Origin of the sequence: Rheinheimera pleomorphica (assembly GCF_011634895.1) — a bacterium.
In the GTDB taxonomy this organism is placed as follows: domain Bacteria; phylum Pseudomonadota; class Gammaproteobacteria; order Enterobacterales; family Alteromonadaceae; genus Alishewanella; species Alishewanella pleomorphica.
Map to the genome: position 1 here is coordinate 204044 of NZ_SIRR01000008.1, position 16144 is coordinate 220187.

The window sequence follows — 16144 nt, forward strand, 5'->3', positions numbered from 1 at the left end:
ATAAGCGCGATTACATGCTACCGCCACATTTACCTTCACCGCACTTGCCTTCGCCGCATTTGCCTTCTTTGGCTTTTTCTTTCATCTTACTTTTGGCTTCTTTGGCCTTATCGCTCATTTTTTCTTTTGCCATGTCGCTACCGCATTTGCCTTCACCGCACTTGCCTTCGCCACATTTGCCTTCTTTGGCTTTTTCTTTCATTTGTACGGCTTTGTCTTTCATCTTCTCTTCGCCGCACTTACCTTCACCGCATTTGCCGTCTTTCATCTTGTCTTTGGCTTTCTTGGCTTTATCTTCACCACACTTGCCTTCACCACATTTACCTTCACCGGCCGCCATTTCATAGCCAGACGCCAGCTCTACTGCAGTAAAAGGGTTAGCATTGGCTGTCGTCGCTACTGTTGCCAGTGAACCCAATACCAGAGCACCTACTGCCATGGCGACGTTTGAATGTTTTGCTGTTTTCATAAATCCACCTGTTGTGTTAATTGCAGAGTACAAGACCGGCCAACGGATACTAACATTTCAGCGGTACAGTATTTTTTAACCTCAGGGCTGCTGCAACAACTATCAGATCGCCGCGTCAGCCAGACTAATACTCTACTACTTTATATTTGCCTTCTGCCACTTCAATTTTTCGGCAAATATGCTGGCGCCGGTTAGAACCAGTCGCCCTTTCATATTTACATCTCATTGCCTGAGTCTCAGCACCATATTTCTGTACATAATCGTCAAAAGTCGGCTTTAACGAAGCTAATGCTTCAGCTGGAACCTGCTCAAGGATAGCCTCATATTTTTGTTGCCACAATGGCGTATCCTGCTCCAGTGCGACATGCAGCCAGGCCAAACCTGTAGAAACATCACGCTGACCGACTTCATCTGTCAATAACAAAGTGCCCACCAAATACTGTGCCATTTTTTCGCCATACTGGGCATACTTCAGTAAAGCAGGAAATGCTTTTTTGTAATCGCCCTGCTGTACTGATCTGACGGCGTTTTCATACTCAATGCCGTAAGCCCCAACGGGGATCAGTTTTTCAGCAGGAGCAGCAGTGACGGTATAACTAAGCAGTATAGCTGCTACCGATGAGATAACTTTTTTCATTTTCAGCTCCAGTTTCTAAACTGCCTAATACCTTATAACAATCAGAAAATATTGTTGTAAGAATGCGTAACAATTTATTTCTTTAACATAAAAAAAACCCCGCTCAAGGCGGGGTTTGTATTAGTCACTCAACAAATTAGAACTTGTGAGTTAAACGCAGGTAGTAGCCAGTACCAAACATGCGGTAAGTACTTGGATCTGTGCTGCCGTTGAAGCCAGCATCGATATACGGCGGAGCCTTGTCGAAGATGTTAGTTACACCAACGCTAACGCGGGTACCAAAATCAAAGTCGTAGGCTGCTGAAATATCGTGGTAAGTTGCTGATGGAGCAGTTACTTCACCTTCATAATAAGTCGGTGCGTAACTAATACCAGAAATGTATTCAACTGCATAGCTAACTGACAGGTTGTTATAGAAATAATCTACTGCCAGGTTAACTTTGTCTTCAGCATAAGTATCGCCGCGGTCTGCGTTGTGCGTACCTAACAGGTCTACCGTTGCCAGGCTAGACGTTACACCGCTGAACTCGGTATCTTCACGCTCTAACAGGTGTGTCCAACCAACGAAGGTTTTGAACTGACCGAAATCAGTATCAATGTTATAGCGAATTTCGGTATCAACACCACGTGCAGTACGTGAGGTCAGGTTAGTTGGCAATTGCTTGATAAAGTCGATGTTACCATCTGGTACACGAACGATATTGTCACACAGTGCCTGAATACCACCGATTACACAGCCAGACATAATGTTAGCCGCACCAACGGTCTGGATAACATCATCAATTTCAATTGCCCAGTAGTCAACAGTAAGCGTCAGACCGTCAACAAAGCTTGGCGACCAAACTGCACCGATGGTCAGTGAATCACCTTCTTCTGGCTGCAGATCCGGGTTACCGCCTACTTTAGCACGAACCTGAGAATCTTCAGAGCTTGCACCGCCAGTTGGCACACCATTAGCCACACAGCGACCTTGTTGCTCAGCGTTTAATTCACCCCAGTTGCTAGCACGGCAGATATCTGATGCTGGTGGGAAAGAATCACCCGGAGGAGCATACAGGTTACCGATGGCTGGAGCACGGTATACTGAACCAGTTGTTGCACGTACTAACAGACCATCCATCGGCTGCCAACGGATACCGAACTGATAAGTCGTTGCGCTGTCAAACGCGCTGAAGTCGTCGTAACGCAGACCTAACTTGGCTTCCAGGATTTGGGCACCAGGTACGTTTGATAACAGCGGTACGTTAACTTCTGAGAACAGTGAACGAGTAGTCAGTGAACCATTGGTACCTGCGCCTTTGTTACCAGTAACTACGCCCAGGAATTTACCTGAGTCAACTTCATTTTTCAGCTCTTCACGGCGGTATTCAGCACCGATCGCCATGCCAACAATACCAGCGTCCAGTTCAAAGATGTCACCTGAAGCAACGGCCTGGAACTGGTCCAGTTGTGCGATAGTAGTGTCAACTAATGGCGCTGCAACATAGTCCAGCATTGCCTGGGTAATAGAGCCAGGGCCACCGAATACGTTTAACGATACACAGTCTGTGATAGGCGCATCTGGAGTACCGCACACTACGTTACCAGCGTCATCTTTAAATGACGGACCCATAGCTTTGCTTAAGTTAGGACCAAACAGCTGACCGTAATCCACTGATGAGATCTGGGTATAACCGTAGTTATAGTTAGCATCGTATGTCCAGGTATCTGTCAGCTCACCTTCAAAGCCAAGTACTGCCTGGCCCTGTAATACGTTCTGGGTAAAGGTACGAGAACCTTCCAGTACGCGGCGACGTGAACGCAGTACATCTTCACCAAACGGGTTGTAATAGTTATCCGCTGATACACCAACACCCGGAGCAAAACCTGGGTCAAACTGAGTATCGTAAGGTACTGCCGCTAACTCTTGCTCTGACTTACGACGGTTTAAACGTAGTTCAGCGTAGGTGCGGTGCGAGTCGTTGATATCAAAACGTGAGTGCGCGAAAATGTTGATTTTTTCGTACGGTGTTTGTAAAAAGTTAACCGGTGCATAGTTGTAGGTGTCGTTACCCGGGCCACCACTAACAATAGGACGGAACTCATCTTCAGTCGGTTCATAGCCTGCGCCATCCCAGTTTGCGAAGCCGCCATCCTGACATGGAGCCAGAGTTACTGTACGGCCACCTGCCAGGTAATACCAACCACAAGGGGTTGAACCAGAACCGGCAGAGAATACGTTTTCACCTTCTGCACCTTCAGGGATCAGGCCATTTTCATTAAAGCTTTCAACATCAAAGATGTACCAAGGGTTTTGCAGGAACGCTACGTCTTTTACGTCGCCCTGATACACTTCATCTTGTTTAACGTAGTCAACACCGAATACAATGTTACCAGAGTTAAACGACTTACCGGTTACGATGCTGAAGCTCTCTTCAGTACCCGCTGAGAAATTAGCATGCTGCTTGTTTTGATAAGACAGCTCAACGCCTTCGAAATCGTCACGGGTAATAACGTTAACAACACCGGCAACAGCGTCAGCACCATATACTGCTGAAGCACCGTCTTTTAAGATTTCAATGCGTTTAATCATTGAAGAAGGAATAGTCTGGAAGTCACCACCATCTACTGTACGACGGCCGTTAACCAGAACCAGAGTACGCGCTGAACCTAAACCACGTAAGTTAACAGTAACAGCACCGCTACCACCGTTGTTAGTAGTAGTACCAATAGGTGAACCTGACATCGCTGGCATACGCTGGATAAAATCACCAACGTCAACGATACCAGTTTTTAATAAATCTTCCTGAGTAAAGACGGTAACCGGGTTAGCGCCTTCGATATCAGCCTGACGGATACGAGAACCGGTAATTTCAATTCGTTCAACCTTGGCTGATGCATCTTCTTCAGCCGCATTAACTGAAGCAGTGAATGCTGTTGCTGATGCTGCACCAAAAGCAATAGCTAAGCGCACGGCTTTGCTTATTTTATTATTTGTATACATGTATTTCTCCCTGGACCACTATCTAACTAGTGATTCTATTTATCGACAGATGCCAACCATTAATGGCTGCTGGCACTCCGCTTATCTCGGATATCCTCCGATTTAACGCGCCTCGATAATAAACGTTATTTTTTGCCCGGGTCAATATATTTACTGAACTTTTCTGGAAACTTATAAATGAATTAAAATTGACAGCTAAAACTGAAGCATAAAAAAAAGCGGCTGGATTACCAGCCGCTTTTATCAGGTAGTTAATTAACTTAGAACTTCAGACTAACACTTGCTTTGTAAGTACGGCCTAACATGTCGTAGTAAGCCGGGAAAGTATTACCGCTGTTAAAGGCGGTTGATGCTGCCTCACCACCCACGACTGGCGCATTTTTATCCAGCAGGTTATCGACACCGAAGCTAACACTGATACCATCGGTAATATAGTAGTTAGCGAACAGGTCAAAGTAGCTGTATGAACCAATTTCACGGAATTGTTCAAAGGTTGCCGCTTGTTGCGCCGTTTCACGCTCAATAGAACCTAAGTAGCGCCACAACAATGAAACTGATAAATCTTCATAGTTCCAGGTAGTACGCTGTGTTGCGCGTAAATCATGCTGCGGGCTGCAATTGGTACCATAGAAACCTTTACAGTCAATTACTTCAGATACCGGTGAGCTCAGGCTTTCAACTTTCAGGTAACGGTTAACATTACCGCCGAAATCCAGTGAGCCGTAGCTGTCCAGGTCAAAGCCAAAGTTAAAGGCTAATTCTAAACCGCTGGTACGCAGGTAAGACAGGTTAGTGGTATAAGCTTGTACGCCAGAGCCCGATATGGTTAAACCACCACCGATACGGTTAATCTGAGCACATTGTGCAGCGTTACCCAGTACATAACAGCCATCCAGAATTTCCTGCGGTGTGTTTTCTCCAATATAACCTTTAACATCAATGTCATAGTAATCGACAGAGAACTGCACACGTTTTACAGATTCAAATTCAGGTGTCCAGACAAAACCAGCCGTTAAAGTATCAGCAGTTTCAGCATCTGGTAAGGCATTAGGGTTAGAGCCTGATAACACGTTAATTTGACCACTAACAATGTCATCAACCGCACCCACCTGCGCATCGGTCATGCCGGTTGCAATACAACGGGCACGCAAAGTGTCATCAATATTGCCGGCGTTAGCGACTGAACAGGGGTCTTGATCGGCGTTATCCAGGCCTGAGGTCAGAGGCGCATACAGCTCACCAACGTTAGGTGCACGGGTCGCTTTTTGTTTCATTACCCGTACCAGCAATTCGTCAACCGGACGCCAGGCTACACCTAACTTCCAGCTGCCGTTTTCGCCAACAGTGTCATAGTTTGCATGACGATAACCAAACTCCAGCTCAACAATATCGGCCATTGCCATGTTTTCAAGCAACGGCAACTTACCTTCAGCAAACAGCTCGTTGACTTTAAAAGAACCGCCAACCGGTAGTGAGTTACCGCCTGCACCACCTAAACAGCTGGCTGGCGCTAATTTCAAACATTCATCAGGGTTAAAATTAGCAAGTTCTTCACGGTATTCATAACCAAAGCTCATCGCCAGTGACGACTCAGCAAACGGAGAAACCACTGCATCAAAGGGGCCATCGATAATGGCTGAGAACACACGCTGCTGGTACTCAGTAGTAGAGAACGCGGTTGCAGACGCATAAGCCGCCATTGCCGGGGTAATAGTGCCAAAGCCACCGAATACGTTTAACGGTACACAACCTGCGCCACCGGTTAAACAGCTGGTCTCAGACACGGCATTTAACGCGTTGGCAATGTTCGCTACGTTAGTATAACCGGCATTGGTATTTACCCGGTTAGTCTCGCCGTGTTGAAATGACACATCATAGGCCCAGCTATCATTAATAAAGCCCTCTACACCAGCGACAATCTGGAACTGATCAGTATTGAATGACGTTGAGCGCGCACCTAATTCTGGTGTGCGGCGGTTTACACTCATTAGTAAGGAGTCAGCACTGTCTACCACACCATTGTCATTAACATCACGCCAGGTTTCTAAACCCGGAGCATTTAACTGGCCAATGTTGGTGTTAGCCCCCGTTAAGATAGCATCACGAGCCTGCGTGGATAAAAACGGGTTAGCCATTGGTATCCAGAATGTAGAACCGAACACACCTGAAGGTGCAACCTGCTGCCGCACTGAGGTATTGGTAAAGTTAAAAGTACCATATACCGAATGTTCATCATTAATATCATAGTGCGCCATTGCCGTGGCACTGTAACGCTTGGCAGGAGTCTGATAGTAGTTAAACGGGTTAAAGTTAAAGGCACTACAAGCTGGGCCTATGCCCAAAGTACCATCATCGCGAAACTGACCGGCAACCGCTGGTACACCAACAACACCAACACGGGTTGGGATTGTTGTGCCGCTACCGCCGCCCGGTGCAACTACGTTAGGTGTGCTGCCACCACAGAGTGGATCAGCTGGCGGAATCGGTGCTATACCATCTAAAAATTGCTGATAGTTAGCTCCGCTTGCGGTAGCAATACCATAGTTACCCAGGCTACGCTGACCTAACAATAGCGGGTCGCGGTTTAACCAGCTAAACGACACTACAGCGTTACCACGATCGTTATCAAAGTTGCCGCCTAAGGTTAAAGCCATGTTTTTTGTCATCGCATCAGCTTCAGCTGTGCGAGAGTGCGACATGTCCAGCTCAACGCCTTCAAAGTTTTTCTTTAAAATAACGTTAATAGCACCAGAGATCGCATCTGAACCATAAACCGCTGAAGCACCACCAGTTACGATATCAATACGGTCGATTAATGCGGTAGGAATGGTTGAAGTATCAACACTACCAGCGGTGTTGTAGGGCACCATCCGTTTGCCGTTCATCAATACCAGGTTGCGGTTAGAACCTAAACCACGCAAGTTTACCGTCGCTGCGCCACCAGTACCGTTGTTTACGTTACCATTATCGCCCGGTAATGATGCTGGCATATTACGGAAAATACGCTCAATCTCAGGTTGTTGTTGCTGTTCGATTTCTAACTCGCCAACCGTTGCAATCGGGCTGGTTGAAACCGCGTTAGCACTTCTGATCCGGCTACCAGTAATTTGAATTTTTTCTACTTGCTGTTCTGCTGCAGCTTCTTCCTGTGCACTTGCACTTACAGAATGCAGGCTTAATGACGACGCAGCACCAAAAGCAATGGCTAAGCGCACGGCTTTAGCTATTTTATTATTCGTATACATGTTATCTCCCTGGATCGCTGTCATCAGCGATTCTATTTTAGATGGACAACCACTCGCAGCGCTAAAAACCCCTTTCACCACAGAAAGGAACCTCTTTAACACCTAATGATAATAGGCGCAGTGTTTCCTTATGGTCAACACGAATGAAGAATTCATTTGCTAACTTTTGTTAAAATCATTCAAATGCAAACTGAAGCTAAACACTGCCATACGAGCGTCAGCAATTTTGAAGTGAGAAAGAGGTAATCGGCTGAAAATACACGTTAATCCATAAAGAAATGAGCTGCCTTTGCGCCTTGCGATATCTACAGCAGAGGCAAAGCGACAAAACCGTACACTTTTATATACAAAACGTATTGTTATGCATTCCTTTATTTAAACTGGAAATGAAACTTTTTAATTAATCCACTTAAACTTTTGCCTGTTGCTGGCATGTTGTATACACTCACACAACTGTATAAAAACACATGCCGATAATGCTAAGCGACCAACTTAAAAGCCAGATCCGCGCAATACACAGCCGCATCAAAGACTCGTTACCAAACTATCAGCCGCGCGCTGGCCAAAACCAGTTGGTGGCTGAGATTGCCAAAATTGTCTCTGGCAGCTATCACCGTCACGAGCGTATCGGCTTAATTGAAGCCGGTACCGGCACGGGCAAATCACTGGCTTATATGTTGGGCGTTATTCCCTTTGCGTTGGCACAGAAAAAAAAGGTGGTTATTGCAACAGCTACGGTGGCGCTGCAAGAGCAGTTGGTTAATAAAGATCTGCCGTTTTTCCAGCAACATAGCAAACTGTTATTTGAATTCAGCCTGGTAAAAGGCCGCCAGCGCTATGCCTGCATCGAACGCGTCCGACAGCAACAAAAACATCCTGAACTGTTTGCTACGGCTGCCGATGCGACTTTTAACTGGCAAAAGCTGCTCGACAACTGGCAGCAACGCCAGTGGCTGGGAGACAGAGATACCCTTGCGCAGCCGCTGACCGAAACATTATGGCAGCGCATTGTCGCCGATCCGCTACACTGCGCTAAAGCAGATCGACGCCATGCTCACTGTCCGTTTCATCTGGCGCGCGCTGAGATAGAGCATGCTGATGTGCTTGTCGTAAACCATGCTTTGCTGCTGGCCGATTTATCCAGCGGTAACAGCATACTGCCTGCGCCACAAGACACGCTGTACATTATTGACGAAGCGCATCATCTGCCGGACAGCGCCCGGGAGTTTTTTGCCGCCCAGGCCCAACTGACCGATAACAGCCCCTGGCTGGAAAAAGCGACAAAAACAGTACAACAATTAATCACGATACTGCCTGCCACCGCAATGAAAGAGCTACTGCGCTTTGATGACAGTTGTAATGAGCTAAATAGCCTGCTTAAGCCGGTTGAGCGCTGTGTTGAAGAGTTTAAACCACGCTGGTTTAGCGATAAAACCGAATGTCGTTTTAGCGATGCAGCCCTACCTAAGCTGATTCAGCAACAAGCTGAACAACTGGCGCAAGCCAGTCAAAAAGCCTTAAACCAGCTGGAGAAAATACAACAACAGCTGCAGGAACATAGTAATGACTTAAAACTGCCGCCCAAACAAAGCATGCCGCTGCTGCAGGAACTCAGTTACCTGTATCAGAAGCTGGAGCAGCAACAAGCGTTGTGGCAGTTGTACAGTCTGCCGCAGGACAAAAGCGTGCAGCAAGCACGTTGGGTAGCGCTGCATAACCCGGGGCAATATGTTATTGGCCATGCCTGCCCGCTCGGGGTTGGCGCTAAATTAGAACAACTGCTGTTTAATGATGCCTTTGCCGTGGTGCTGTGCTCAGCCACGCTGACAGCGCTTAATTCGTTTCAATACATTAAATATGATCTGGGTTTAAGCCAGTTTGACGGTGTGCAGACCCTGCAGGTCGCCTCGCCCTTTGCCTATGCCGAAAAAGGCCAGATCCTGCTACCGAAAATGCAAACTGAGCCTACCGATAAGGCCTTTACGGACGAATTAGCGACGATATTACCGCAATACTTACCGGATAATCAGGCCAGCCTGGTGCTATTTGCGTCGTACTGGCAAATGCAGCAGGTGGCAGAGCAACTACGCAGCAAAGGTTTTTCATTATTGGTACAAGGTGAAGCATCACGTCAGGCTTTACTGCAATTACACAGTGATAATTGCCAGCACAACCGCACCAGTATCTTATTTGGTACCCAAAGCTTCTCAGAAGGCCTGGATTTGCCCGGTAAGCTGCTGACAAACCTGGTGATCACAAAACTGCCGTTTGCTGTGCCTACCTCTCCACTGGAAGAGGCGCTGGCCGAAGCTATCAGTAAAAAAGGCGGTAATGCTTTTGTCCAGCTGACGATTCCGGCTACCGCGAAGAAACTGGTACAAGCCTGTGGTAGACTACTGCGCCAGGAGCAGGATGAAGGTAGAATAGTGATTCTGGACCGGCGCCTGGTCAGCAAAACTTACGGCAGTGCAATGCTAAATGCCCTGCCTCCCTTTCGTCGCCAGATTGACTACTAACAGGAAAATGCTGTGCTTGCTGAATTGGCTGTTGAGCCATCTGTATTACTAATCCTCTGTCTGGTGGCTTTTACTGCCGGTTTTATTGATGCTGTCGCCGGCGGTGGTGGTTTATTAACAGTACCGGCGCTGTTAACGGCAGGCTTGCCCCCCCATGTTGTGCTGGGCACCAATAAACTGGCAGCTACCTTTGGCTCTTTTACCGCCTCGCTGACGTATTACCGTAAAAAGCTGTTTAACCCTATCTATTGGCGCCGCAGCTTAGGCTATACCGCGATAGGCGCAGTACTGGGCACCTTAGTGGTCGATGTGTTAAGTAAAGAAGCGCTGGAGAAAGTGTTACCACTGCTGATTTTACTGGCCGCCATCTATACCTTGTTTAACCGGATGCAACCGGACAATGCGCTGCACTTGCCGGCAGAAAACCGCAAGCTGTTTTGGCAGCAGCGTATCCAGGGTATCAGCCTGGGCTTTTATGATGGCATTGCCGGACCCGGCGCTGGCGCCTTCTGGATGGTGTCGACTATGGCGCTATACCGTATTAATTTACTTCTGACCAGCGGTGTAGCGCGCACAATGAACTTTATCAGCAATGGTTTTTCGTTGGTGGCCTTTATTGCGCTGGGGCATGTTAACTTTGCGCTGGGTATTGCCATGGGGTTATGTTTAATGCTGGGCGCCTGGCTGGGCGCACATTCAGCCATTAAATTTGGCAGCCGCTTTATCCGGCCGGTGTTTATTTGTGTCGTTATAGCCATCGCCCTGCGCTTAGCCTGGCAAGCCTGGAGCAGCTAATGGACTTACTGGGCACGCTAAAATATCAACTGCAACAGCTCAGAGCCCAAGCTGAGAGTATCGATTTACAACCTGCCACTGGCAAACCGCAAAACTGGTTTGACAGTGCCTTATTTAGCTGCCGCTCAAGCGCACTGAGTGATTATGTCGCTGAAGCGCAGCGCAACCTGACACATTTACAGAACAGTTCATTAAGCCTGGCGGCGAAGCAGCGTTTGGTACAGCGCTTAAGCGAGCAAACCGCGGCGTTAACCCGGGCCTTTCGTAATGTGGACACCCGGAAAAAGCCCGCCGGTAAAGCGAAAGTCAAAGCCTTAGTGCAACATGTTAGCGCCAGCAGCCAGCAGCTGTATCAGCAGCTAAGTGAAGTACAACAGTTTGAACGCCGTTTGCTGGACATGATAGCGCTGGCCAGCCGGGATAACTCAGCCGACGCGATACAACGCACTTTGGCACTGCATGCCAGGCTAGGCCGTTGTCGCAAGGCGTTGTCAGATATTGAATTGCAAATCCAGCAACTGGAGCAGCGCAACTAATGGATTATGCTTTGCCTGCCCTGCTGTATCACCCCTGCTACAGTGCGCTGGAACTGCCACCTCAGCACCGCTACCCGATAGCCAAATACCAGATGCTGTATCAGCAACTGCTGGCGTTAGGCCTCCCCGCAAATGCCTTTGCAGTATCGCAACCGGTTAGCGAGGCTCAACTGGAGCAGGTGCATTGCCCGGCTTATATTCAAAGTCTGCGTGATGGCAGCATAGAGGCCAAAGCCATGCGCCGTATCGGTTTTCCCTGGTCAACACAACTCTATCAGCGTTCGCTGTGCTCAGTCGGCGGTACGCTGCAAACAGCGCAGGCCGCATTGAGTCGCGGTGGTATAGCGCTGCATTTAAGTGGTGGTTATCACCATGCTTTTTATGCTGAAGGCTCAGGTTTTTGCCTGTTTAATGATTTGGTCGTCGCGGCCAGGTTGTTGCTTGAACAAGGGTTGGATAAAATTTTAATCGTTGATTTAGATGTACATCAGGGCGACGGCAGTGCGCTGCTGCTAGCCGATGAACCACGTATTATAACCTGCTCAGTGCACTGTGAAAAAAACTTCCCCTATCGCAAACAGCACTCTGACTGGGATATTGCCGTTGCCAAAGAGTGTAGTGATGAAGCCTACTTAAACACGGTTGAGCAAAGCCTGCTAAGCTTGCTCAACTGGCATCAGCCGGATCTGGTTATTTATGATGCCGGGGTTGATATTCATCAGCAGGATGAACTGGGGTTGTTAAATATTTCTACACCGGCTTTATATCAACGTGACTTAACCGTACTGCAAAGCTGCACCGAGCGTAATATTCCGGTTGCTGCGGTAATAGGCGGCGGTTACCAGCGCAACGTCGCTGCGCTGGTAAAGCTACATTTGCAGCTATTTAAAGCCGCATTCCACCTTTATGGCTCAGAGTTCGCCAGCAAAATAGAAACCTAAGCGCTTTTTCACCTGTGGCGGCAACGCCGGTAAGTCATGTTTCGGCAGTAAAAAGGTCGCCATAGTAAACAAATCAGTAAAAATGCGGTTTTTCTCCGTCGTGCGTTTTAAATACTCATGGCCGGACGAGCCGCCGGTGCCGATTTTGCTGCCCAGCATACGCTGCACCATCATCGCATGTTTATAGCGCCAGATAGTCAACAGCTCATCAATTTCGGTTAAGCAGGTTAGCAACTGGAACGGCAGGTTAAACACCGGCTCTTCCTGATACAGGCTGATAAATAAGGCCGACAGCATAGCACGCTGACTCAGCCGGAAAGCACCGCTTTGCTGCAACTGCTGATATTTGTCTTTATCCAACAGGGCGGCAAATTTCTCTGCTGTGCGCTCAATTTCGGCCAGTTGCAGTGCGCGTTCATGCTCAGCAATTTGCTCAATCGTCTCAACGGTGCTTTTATCTTCCGCCAGCATAGCGTCAGTGGCCTGCTGATACATTTGCCAGAAACTGAAGTTTTCCAACTCAAGAAACGGCATCCGCTCCAGCCATTTCTCAACCCGCTCAAACAAGCTGGGTTGGTGCTCTAATTGTTGCAGGAATAGGCGGTCCTGTTCATTCAGCCGGCTGTAAAACGAGTTTTTATCAAAGTCGATGCGAAAATCGCTTTTCAGGCCCAGGCCGATTTCCAGCATTTTAAACTGAATACTCTGAAATCCTGATGCGGGCACCAGATAATCGCGAAATGCCATAAAGTCTTGTGGTGTCATGGTTTCCATCACACCGATCTGCTGATTTAACAGCTGCTGGATGCTAATCACCCGCTTCAGTTTATGTACTATGCCGGTTAGCTGCTCATCTTTCACCGCGTCGCCGGCAAAAACTGCCATCACGGCTTTTAACTCATGCAGTATTTGCTTAAACCACAACTCATACACCTGATGCACAATAATAAACAAGGTTTCATCATGCGCCTCAGCGGCATATTTGGCACTCTCAGGGGCCTGTGCCGTTAAAATCTTATCCAGCTGCAGGTAGTCACCGTAGTAACAGGGGGTAGTATTTTTTTGCATTATCGTGCTTCTTTTTCCACTGCTAAGGTCGGCATTGTAGCAGCCGCCGTTGCTAACTCAATCTTTCGGTGGTGTTTTCACACAAAGCTGATTATGCTTTGTGCTGACGACATAGCACGCCGAGGTAAATATGAAACTGGACGACGATATCCATAACTATTATGAAAAACTGACTTTGGATCATATAGTTGAGCTGGGGTTAGACCGCGATAAAGACGCTGAATACCTGGCCGACTTATGTTGTATCTCACTAAACCTGTTACCACCACGCTATATTCGCTACGAGGTCGATATGGCGTTTTATCTGCCACAAAGCGAGCGTTTTGAAATGCAGATGAAAGTTAAAGAAGCCGTTGCCAGGGCGCAGCAGTTTCTGGATAGTAACAATTGACCACGCCGCTTGCACAGGCGCCACAGCATGTACAACTGGCGGTAGACTTAATAATGTTGCTGGAACAGCATCAGCTGGATAGCGAAATGGTATTAAAAGCGCTGGCAATAGTGCAGAAAGACTTCGAAACAAAGCGGGATTTGGGTGGCAACCCCACCAGCCACATCCCGGCACATACGTCATAAACTGTGGCTGCTTCCTTCCGGACCTGACCAGGTTCGCTTACTAGTATTGCGAGAGGACCAATGGGGTTACCATTGCACTGCTAAATACTCAGCAGGCGCGCATTATGCGCAAAAGCAGGCCTGGTTGCAAGCCTGCTTAGAGCAATCAAGCAGCAAACTATTGTTGTAATACTTGTTTGTACTGACGTAATAAGGCCTTTACCCGCTGTTGATTATCCGGTCCCAGCCGGATCATTTGTTTTTGTGCGGCTGGCAATTGTTCAATTACCGGATCAGCAAAGGTATATACCACCGCTGGACGCTCCAATGCCAGTGGATACGCCACCTCGGGGGTTGCCAGCAACATATCTATTGCCGCCAGCAATTTGTTTTTATACAACTCATCAGGGTAACCCAGCTCGGCGTAGGCCTGCTGCAGCAATGGCTCGTAACGGTTAAACAACGGCACAAGCTGCTCTGGCGGCACACTCTCCAGTAACTGGATATAAGGTTCATAGCGCTTAAAATGTTGCTCATTAAGCTGCATCTTGTCGTCGTCCGCCTCGCTAAAGCTTTGCTGCAACGGCTGAAATAGCGGATGGCCCAGTGCTTGCTGGCCCTGCGCGATATTATCGGTTTGCACCACAAAATTGCGCAGCATCTGTTCAGTCACAAAAAGCCCGGCTAAGCCAGTGCGCCAGTTTAGTGTCAACAAACGCTGTTTAACCTCAACGTCAGACTGCTCCAGCGTTGGTAAAGGCGCTTCAGGTTCAGCCTGACGCATTGGCTCAGGGCGAGGCGCCGGGGTTTCAGCTTGTTGTTCAGGCTCGACGGTTTCTGGCTCTGGCTGCACTACCTGGGCTGGCACTGCCGGTTCATTTACTTCGGGTGTTAACACAGGTAACGGTTCGGGGGCCTTGTCTTTACTGAACAACAGCCACAGTGCAAGTAAGATCACTACTACCACAGCGATGATACCTGCATAATATAGCTGTTGATTATTGTTTACTTTTTGCTCTGTCATAGCCACCTCAGCCTTGTTCTGCCATAACAACGTGATTAAGCGTTGCATTCTGTAATCTTTCCAGCAATATACTAAGCAATGAGCCTGCTGTCTGGAAAAAGTTCAACTTCTGTTATGTCTGAACCAGATTTACAACCAACAAAAAAAACGGCACTGCTGTTAACCGGAGGCGGTGCCCGCGCGGCTTACCAGGTTGGCGTACTCAAAGCCATTGCGCAGCAATTTCCGCGCACCAGCAAGTTGCCATTTCATATTATCAGCGGTACCTCTGCCGGCGCGATTAACGGCGCCGCTATGGCTTGCTATGCGTCCTGTTTTCACCTGGGGGTGAAAAAGCTGGAATGGATTTGGCGTAACTTTCATACCAGCCAGGTGTACTATTCAGACTATCCGCGCGTATTTCGCCAGCTATTACGCGGTGTGTTCAGTGCCTTTCAGGCCGACTATGCCAATAAACATGCTGTCAGCCTGTTTGACAACAAGCCTTTGAAGCAAATGCTGAGCAAAGTGCTGGATTTACAACGTATTGACCGTAATATTATGGGCGGCTACTTATCCAGCGTGTCGGTTACCGCTTCTTGCTATAACAACGGTGACTCTATTAGCTTCTTTCAATCAGACAAAGCACAGGAATGGCGCCGGGCCAAGCGCTGTGGCCAGCGGACTTTACTGGGTGTACACCATTTAATGGCCTCCGCCGCTATCCCACTGGTGTTCCCGTCGGTTCGTATTCATCAGCAATACTTTGGTGATGGCTCGGTTAATCAGCTGGCACCGCTGAGTGCCCCCATTCATTTAGGGGCCGATAAAATTTTGATCATCGGCGTGGCCGATCCGCGTAAAAATGAACTTAACCAGCGTATGCTGCATCATCCCGACTTGGCTACCATCGCCGGCCATCTACTGGATACGGTGTTTACCGATAGCCTTAACTCTGACTTAGAGCGGATGCAACGGGTCAATAACACCATCAGCACGATGCAACAGCACGGCATAAAAACAGACCTGAAACCGATACAAAGTTTACTGATAAACCCCAGCCAGAACTTTGGCCTTTTGGCCAGCGAACACTTTTTGTCACTGCCGCTGGCTGTACGCACTATGTTGCGTATTACCGGTATCCGGCAGCATTCAGATTCCAGCCTGGCAAGTTATTTGCTGTTTGAACAGCGCTATACCCGTCGGCTGATAGAGTTGGGTTATGACGATGCGATGGCGCAAATGCCGGCGATATTGCAATTTCTTGCCGATGATTAAGCCTTAAGTCGCCGCTGTCGCCAAATACTTGACTTTATGTCCGCCAAAACTTAAAAAAGCTAATAAAAACAGTGCGCTTAAAACTTTGGCCTACTATTTGCTTTATCGAGATAAAGCA

At 48.1% G+C, this 16144-nt stretch carries 12 protein-coding genes, 1 other RNA gene and 1 pseudogene; 7 read left to right on the forward strand and 7 right to left on the reverse strand.

Going from position 1 to position 16144, the window contains the following annotated elements; genetic code table 11:
• Positions 1 to 10: 10 nt before the first annotated feature.
• The 4 genes from EYB30_RS10105 to EYB30_RS10120 all read right to left on the reverse strand — a co-directional run bounded on the left by EYB30_RS10105 (position 11) and on the right by EYB30_RS10120 (position 7334).
• The gene (locus tag EYB30_RS10105) at positions 11 to 469 is read right to left on the reverse strand and encodes an HvfA family oxazolone/thioamide-modified RiPP metallophore (protein ID WP_166838799.1); all 459 of its coding nucleotides are present in this window, start codon (positions 467 to 469) and stop codon (positions 11 to 13) included.
• Between the two features lie 124 nt (positions 470 to 593).
• Positions 594 to 1106, reverse strand: a complete 513-nt coding sequence (locus EYB30_RS10110) for a hypothetical protein (protein WP_166838800.1) — start codon at positions 1104 to 1106, stop codon at positions 594 to 596.
• Positions 1107 to 1242: 136 nt separating this feature from the next.
• A complete protein-coding gene (locus tag EYB30_RS10115; RefSeq protein WP_166838801.1) occupies positions 1243 to 4089 on the reverse strand; it encodes a TonB-dependent receptor domain-containing protein in 2847 nt (948 codons plus the stop codon).
• A gap of 260 nt (positions 4090 to 4349) precedes the next feature.
• Complete coding sequence (locus tag EYB30_RS10120; RefSeq protein WP_166838802.1) at positions 4350 to 7334, reverse strand: TonB-dependent receptor domain-containing protein; 2985 nt, start codon at positions 7332 to 7334, stop codon at positions 4350 to 4352.
• A gap of 467 nt (positions 7335 to 7801) precedes the next feature.
• Between EYB30_RS10120 and dinG the strand changes: the two genes are divergently transcribed.
• Genes dinG through EYB30_RS10140 form a run of 4 tightly spaced genes read left to right on the forward strand, consistent with a single transcriptional unit; the run spans position 7802 to position 12122 of the window.
• A complete protein-coding gene (dinG, locus tag EYB30_RS10125; RefSeq protein ID WP_241698008.1) occupies positions 7802 to 9850 on the forward strand; it encodes an ATP-dependent DNA helicase DinG in 2049 nt (682 codons plus the stop codon).
• A gap of 12 nt (positions 9851 to 9862) precedes the next feature.
• Positions 9863 to 10645 (forward strand): sulfite exporter TauE/SafE family protein, encoded by a 783-nt coding sequence (locus tag EYB30_RS10130; RefSeq protein ID WP_166838803.1) that lies wholly within the window; start codon positions 9863 to 9865, stop codon positions 10643 to 10645.
• A complete protein-coding gene (priC, locus tag EYB30_RS10135) occupies positions 10645 to 11181 on the forward strand; it encodes a primosomal replication protein PriC (RefSeq protein WP_166838804.1) in 537 nt (178 codons plus the stop codon). The genes EYB30_RS10130 and priC overlap by 1 nt, the downstream gene beginning before the upstream one ends.
• Entirely contained in the window at positions 11181 to 12122 is a 942-nt protein-coding gene (locus EYB30_RS10140) for a histone deacetylase family protein (RefSeq protein WP_166838805.1), read from the forward strand. The genes priC and EYB30_RS10140 overlap by 1 nt, the downstream gene beginning before the upstream one ends.
• Here EYB30_RS10140 and EYB30_RS10145 read toward each other — a convergent pair.
• On the reverse strand, positions 12093 to 13190 hold the full coding sequence (locus EYB30_RS10145) for a tryptophan 2,3-dioxygenase family protein (protein ID WP_166838806.1): 1098 nt from the start codon (positions 13188 to 13190) through the stop codon (positions 12093 to 12095). The two genes, EYB30_RS10140 and EYB30_RS10145, sit on opposite strands and share 30 nt — an antisense overlap.
• 130 nt (positions 13191 to 13320) lie before the next feature.
• Between EYB30_RS10145 and EYB30_RS10150 the strand changes: the two genes are divergently transcribed.
• Both EYB30_RS10150 and EYB30_RS10155 read left to right on the forward strand, forming a co-directional pair.
• Positions 13321 to 13581 (forward strand): late competence development ComFB family protein, encoded by a 261-nt coding sequence (locus tag EYB30_RS10150; RefSeq protein ID WP_166838807.1) that lies wholly within the window; start codon positions 13321 to 13323, stop codon positions 13579 to 13581.
• Positions 13578 to 13703, forward strand: a pseudogene (locus tag EYB30_RS10155) (DUF2496 domain-containing protein); the annotation flags it as partial. The gene EYB30_RS10150 and the pseudogene EYB30_RS10155, both read left to right, overlap by 4 nt.
• A 29-nt stretch (positions 13704 to 13732) precedes the next feature.
• Here EYB30_RS10155 and ffs read toward each other — a convergent pair.
• Together ffs and EYB30_RS10165 are read right to left on the reverse strand one after the other, a co-directional pair.
• Positions 13733 to 13829: signal recognition particle sRNA small type (ffs, locus tag EYB30_RS10160), an RNA gene on the reverse strand.
• Positions 13830 to 13923: 94 nt separating this feature from the next.
• Complete coding sequence (locus tag EYB30_RS10165) at positions 13924 to 14817, reverse strand: DUF3014 domain-containing protein (protein WP_206674614.1); 894 nt, start codon at positions 14815 to 14817, stop codon at positions 13924 to 13926.
• A gap of 66 nt (positions 14818 to 14883) precedes the next feature.
• Here EYB30_RS10165 and EYB30_RS10170 point away from each other — a divergent pair, with 66 nt between their 5' ends.
• Positions 14884 to 16026: a patatin-like phospholipase family protein gene (locus EYB30_RS10170; protein ID WP_166838808.1), complete on the forward strand. Its 1143-nt coding sequence runs from the start codon at positions 14884 to 14886 to the stop codon at positions 16024 to 16026.
• Positions 16027 to 16144 lie beyond the last annotated feature (118 nt).

Coding starts and splice junctions, on each gene's coding strand:
- EYB30_RS10105 (WP_166838799.1), bottom strand. CDS start 469: ATGAAAACAGCAAAACATTCAAACGTCGCCATGGCAGTAGGTGCTCTG.
- EYB30_RS10110 (WP_166838800.1), bottom strand. CDS start 1,106: ATGAAAAAAGTTATCTCATCGGTAGCAGCTATACTGCTTAGTTATACC.
- EYB30_RS10115 (WP_166838801.1), bottom strand. CDS start 4,089: ATGTATACAAATAATAAAATAAGCAAAGCCGTGCGCTTAGCTATTGCT.
- EYB30_RS10120 (WP_166838802.1), bottom strand. CDS start 7,334: ATGTATACGAATAATAAAATAGCTAAAGCCGTGCGCTTAGCCATTGCT.
- dinG (WP_241698008.1), top strand. CDS start 7,802: ATGCCGATAATGCTAAGCGACCAACTTAAAAGCCAGATCCGCGCAATA.
- priC (WP_166838804.1), top strand. CDS start 10,645: ATGGACTTACTGGGCACGCTAAAATATCAACTGCAACAGCTCAGAGCC.
- EYB30_RS10140 (WP_166838805.1), top strand. CDS start 11,181: ATGGATTATGCTTTGCCTGCCCTGCTGTATCACCCCTGCTACAGTGCG.
- EYB30_RS10145 (WP_166838806.1), bottom strand. CDS start 13,190: ATGCAAAAAAATACTACCCCCTGTTACTACGGTGACTACCTGCAGCTG.
- EYB30_RS10150 (WP_166838807.1), top strand. CDS start 13,321: ATGAAACTGGACGACGATATCCATAACTATTATGAAAAACTGACTTTG.
- EYB30_RS10165 (WP_206674614.1), bottom strand. CDS start 14,817: ATGCAACGCTTAATCACGTTGTTATGGCAGAACAAGGCTGAGGTGGCT.
- EYB30_RS10170 (WP_166838808.1), top strand. CDS start 14,884: ATGTCTGAACCAGATTTACAACCAACAAAAAAAACGGCACTGCTGTTA.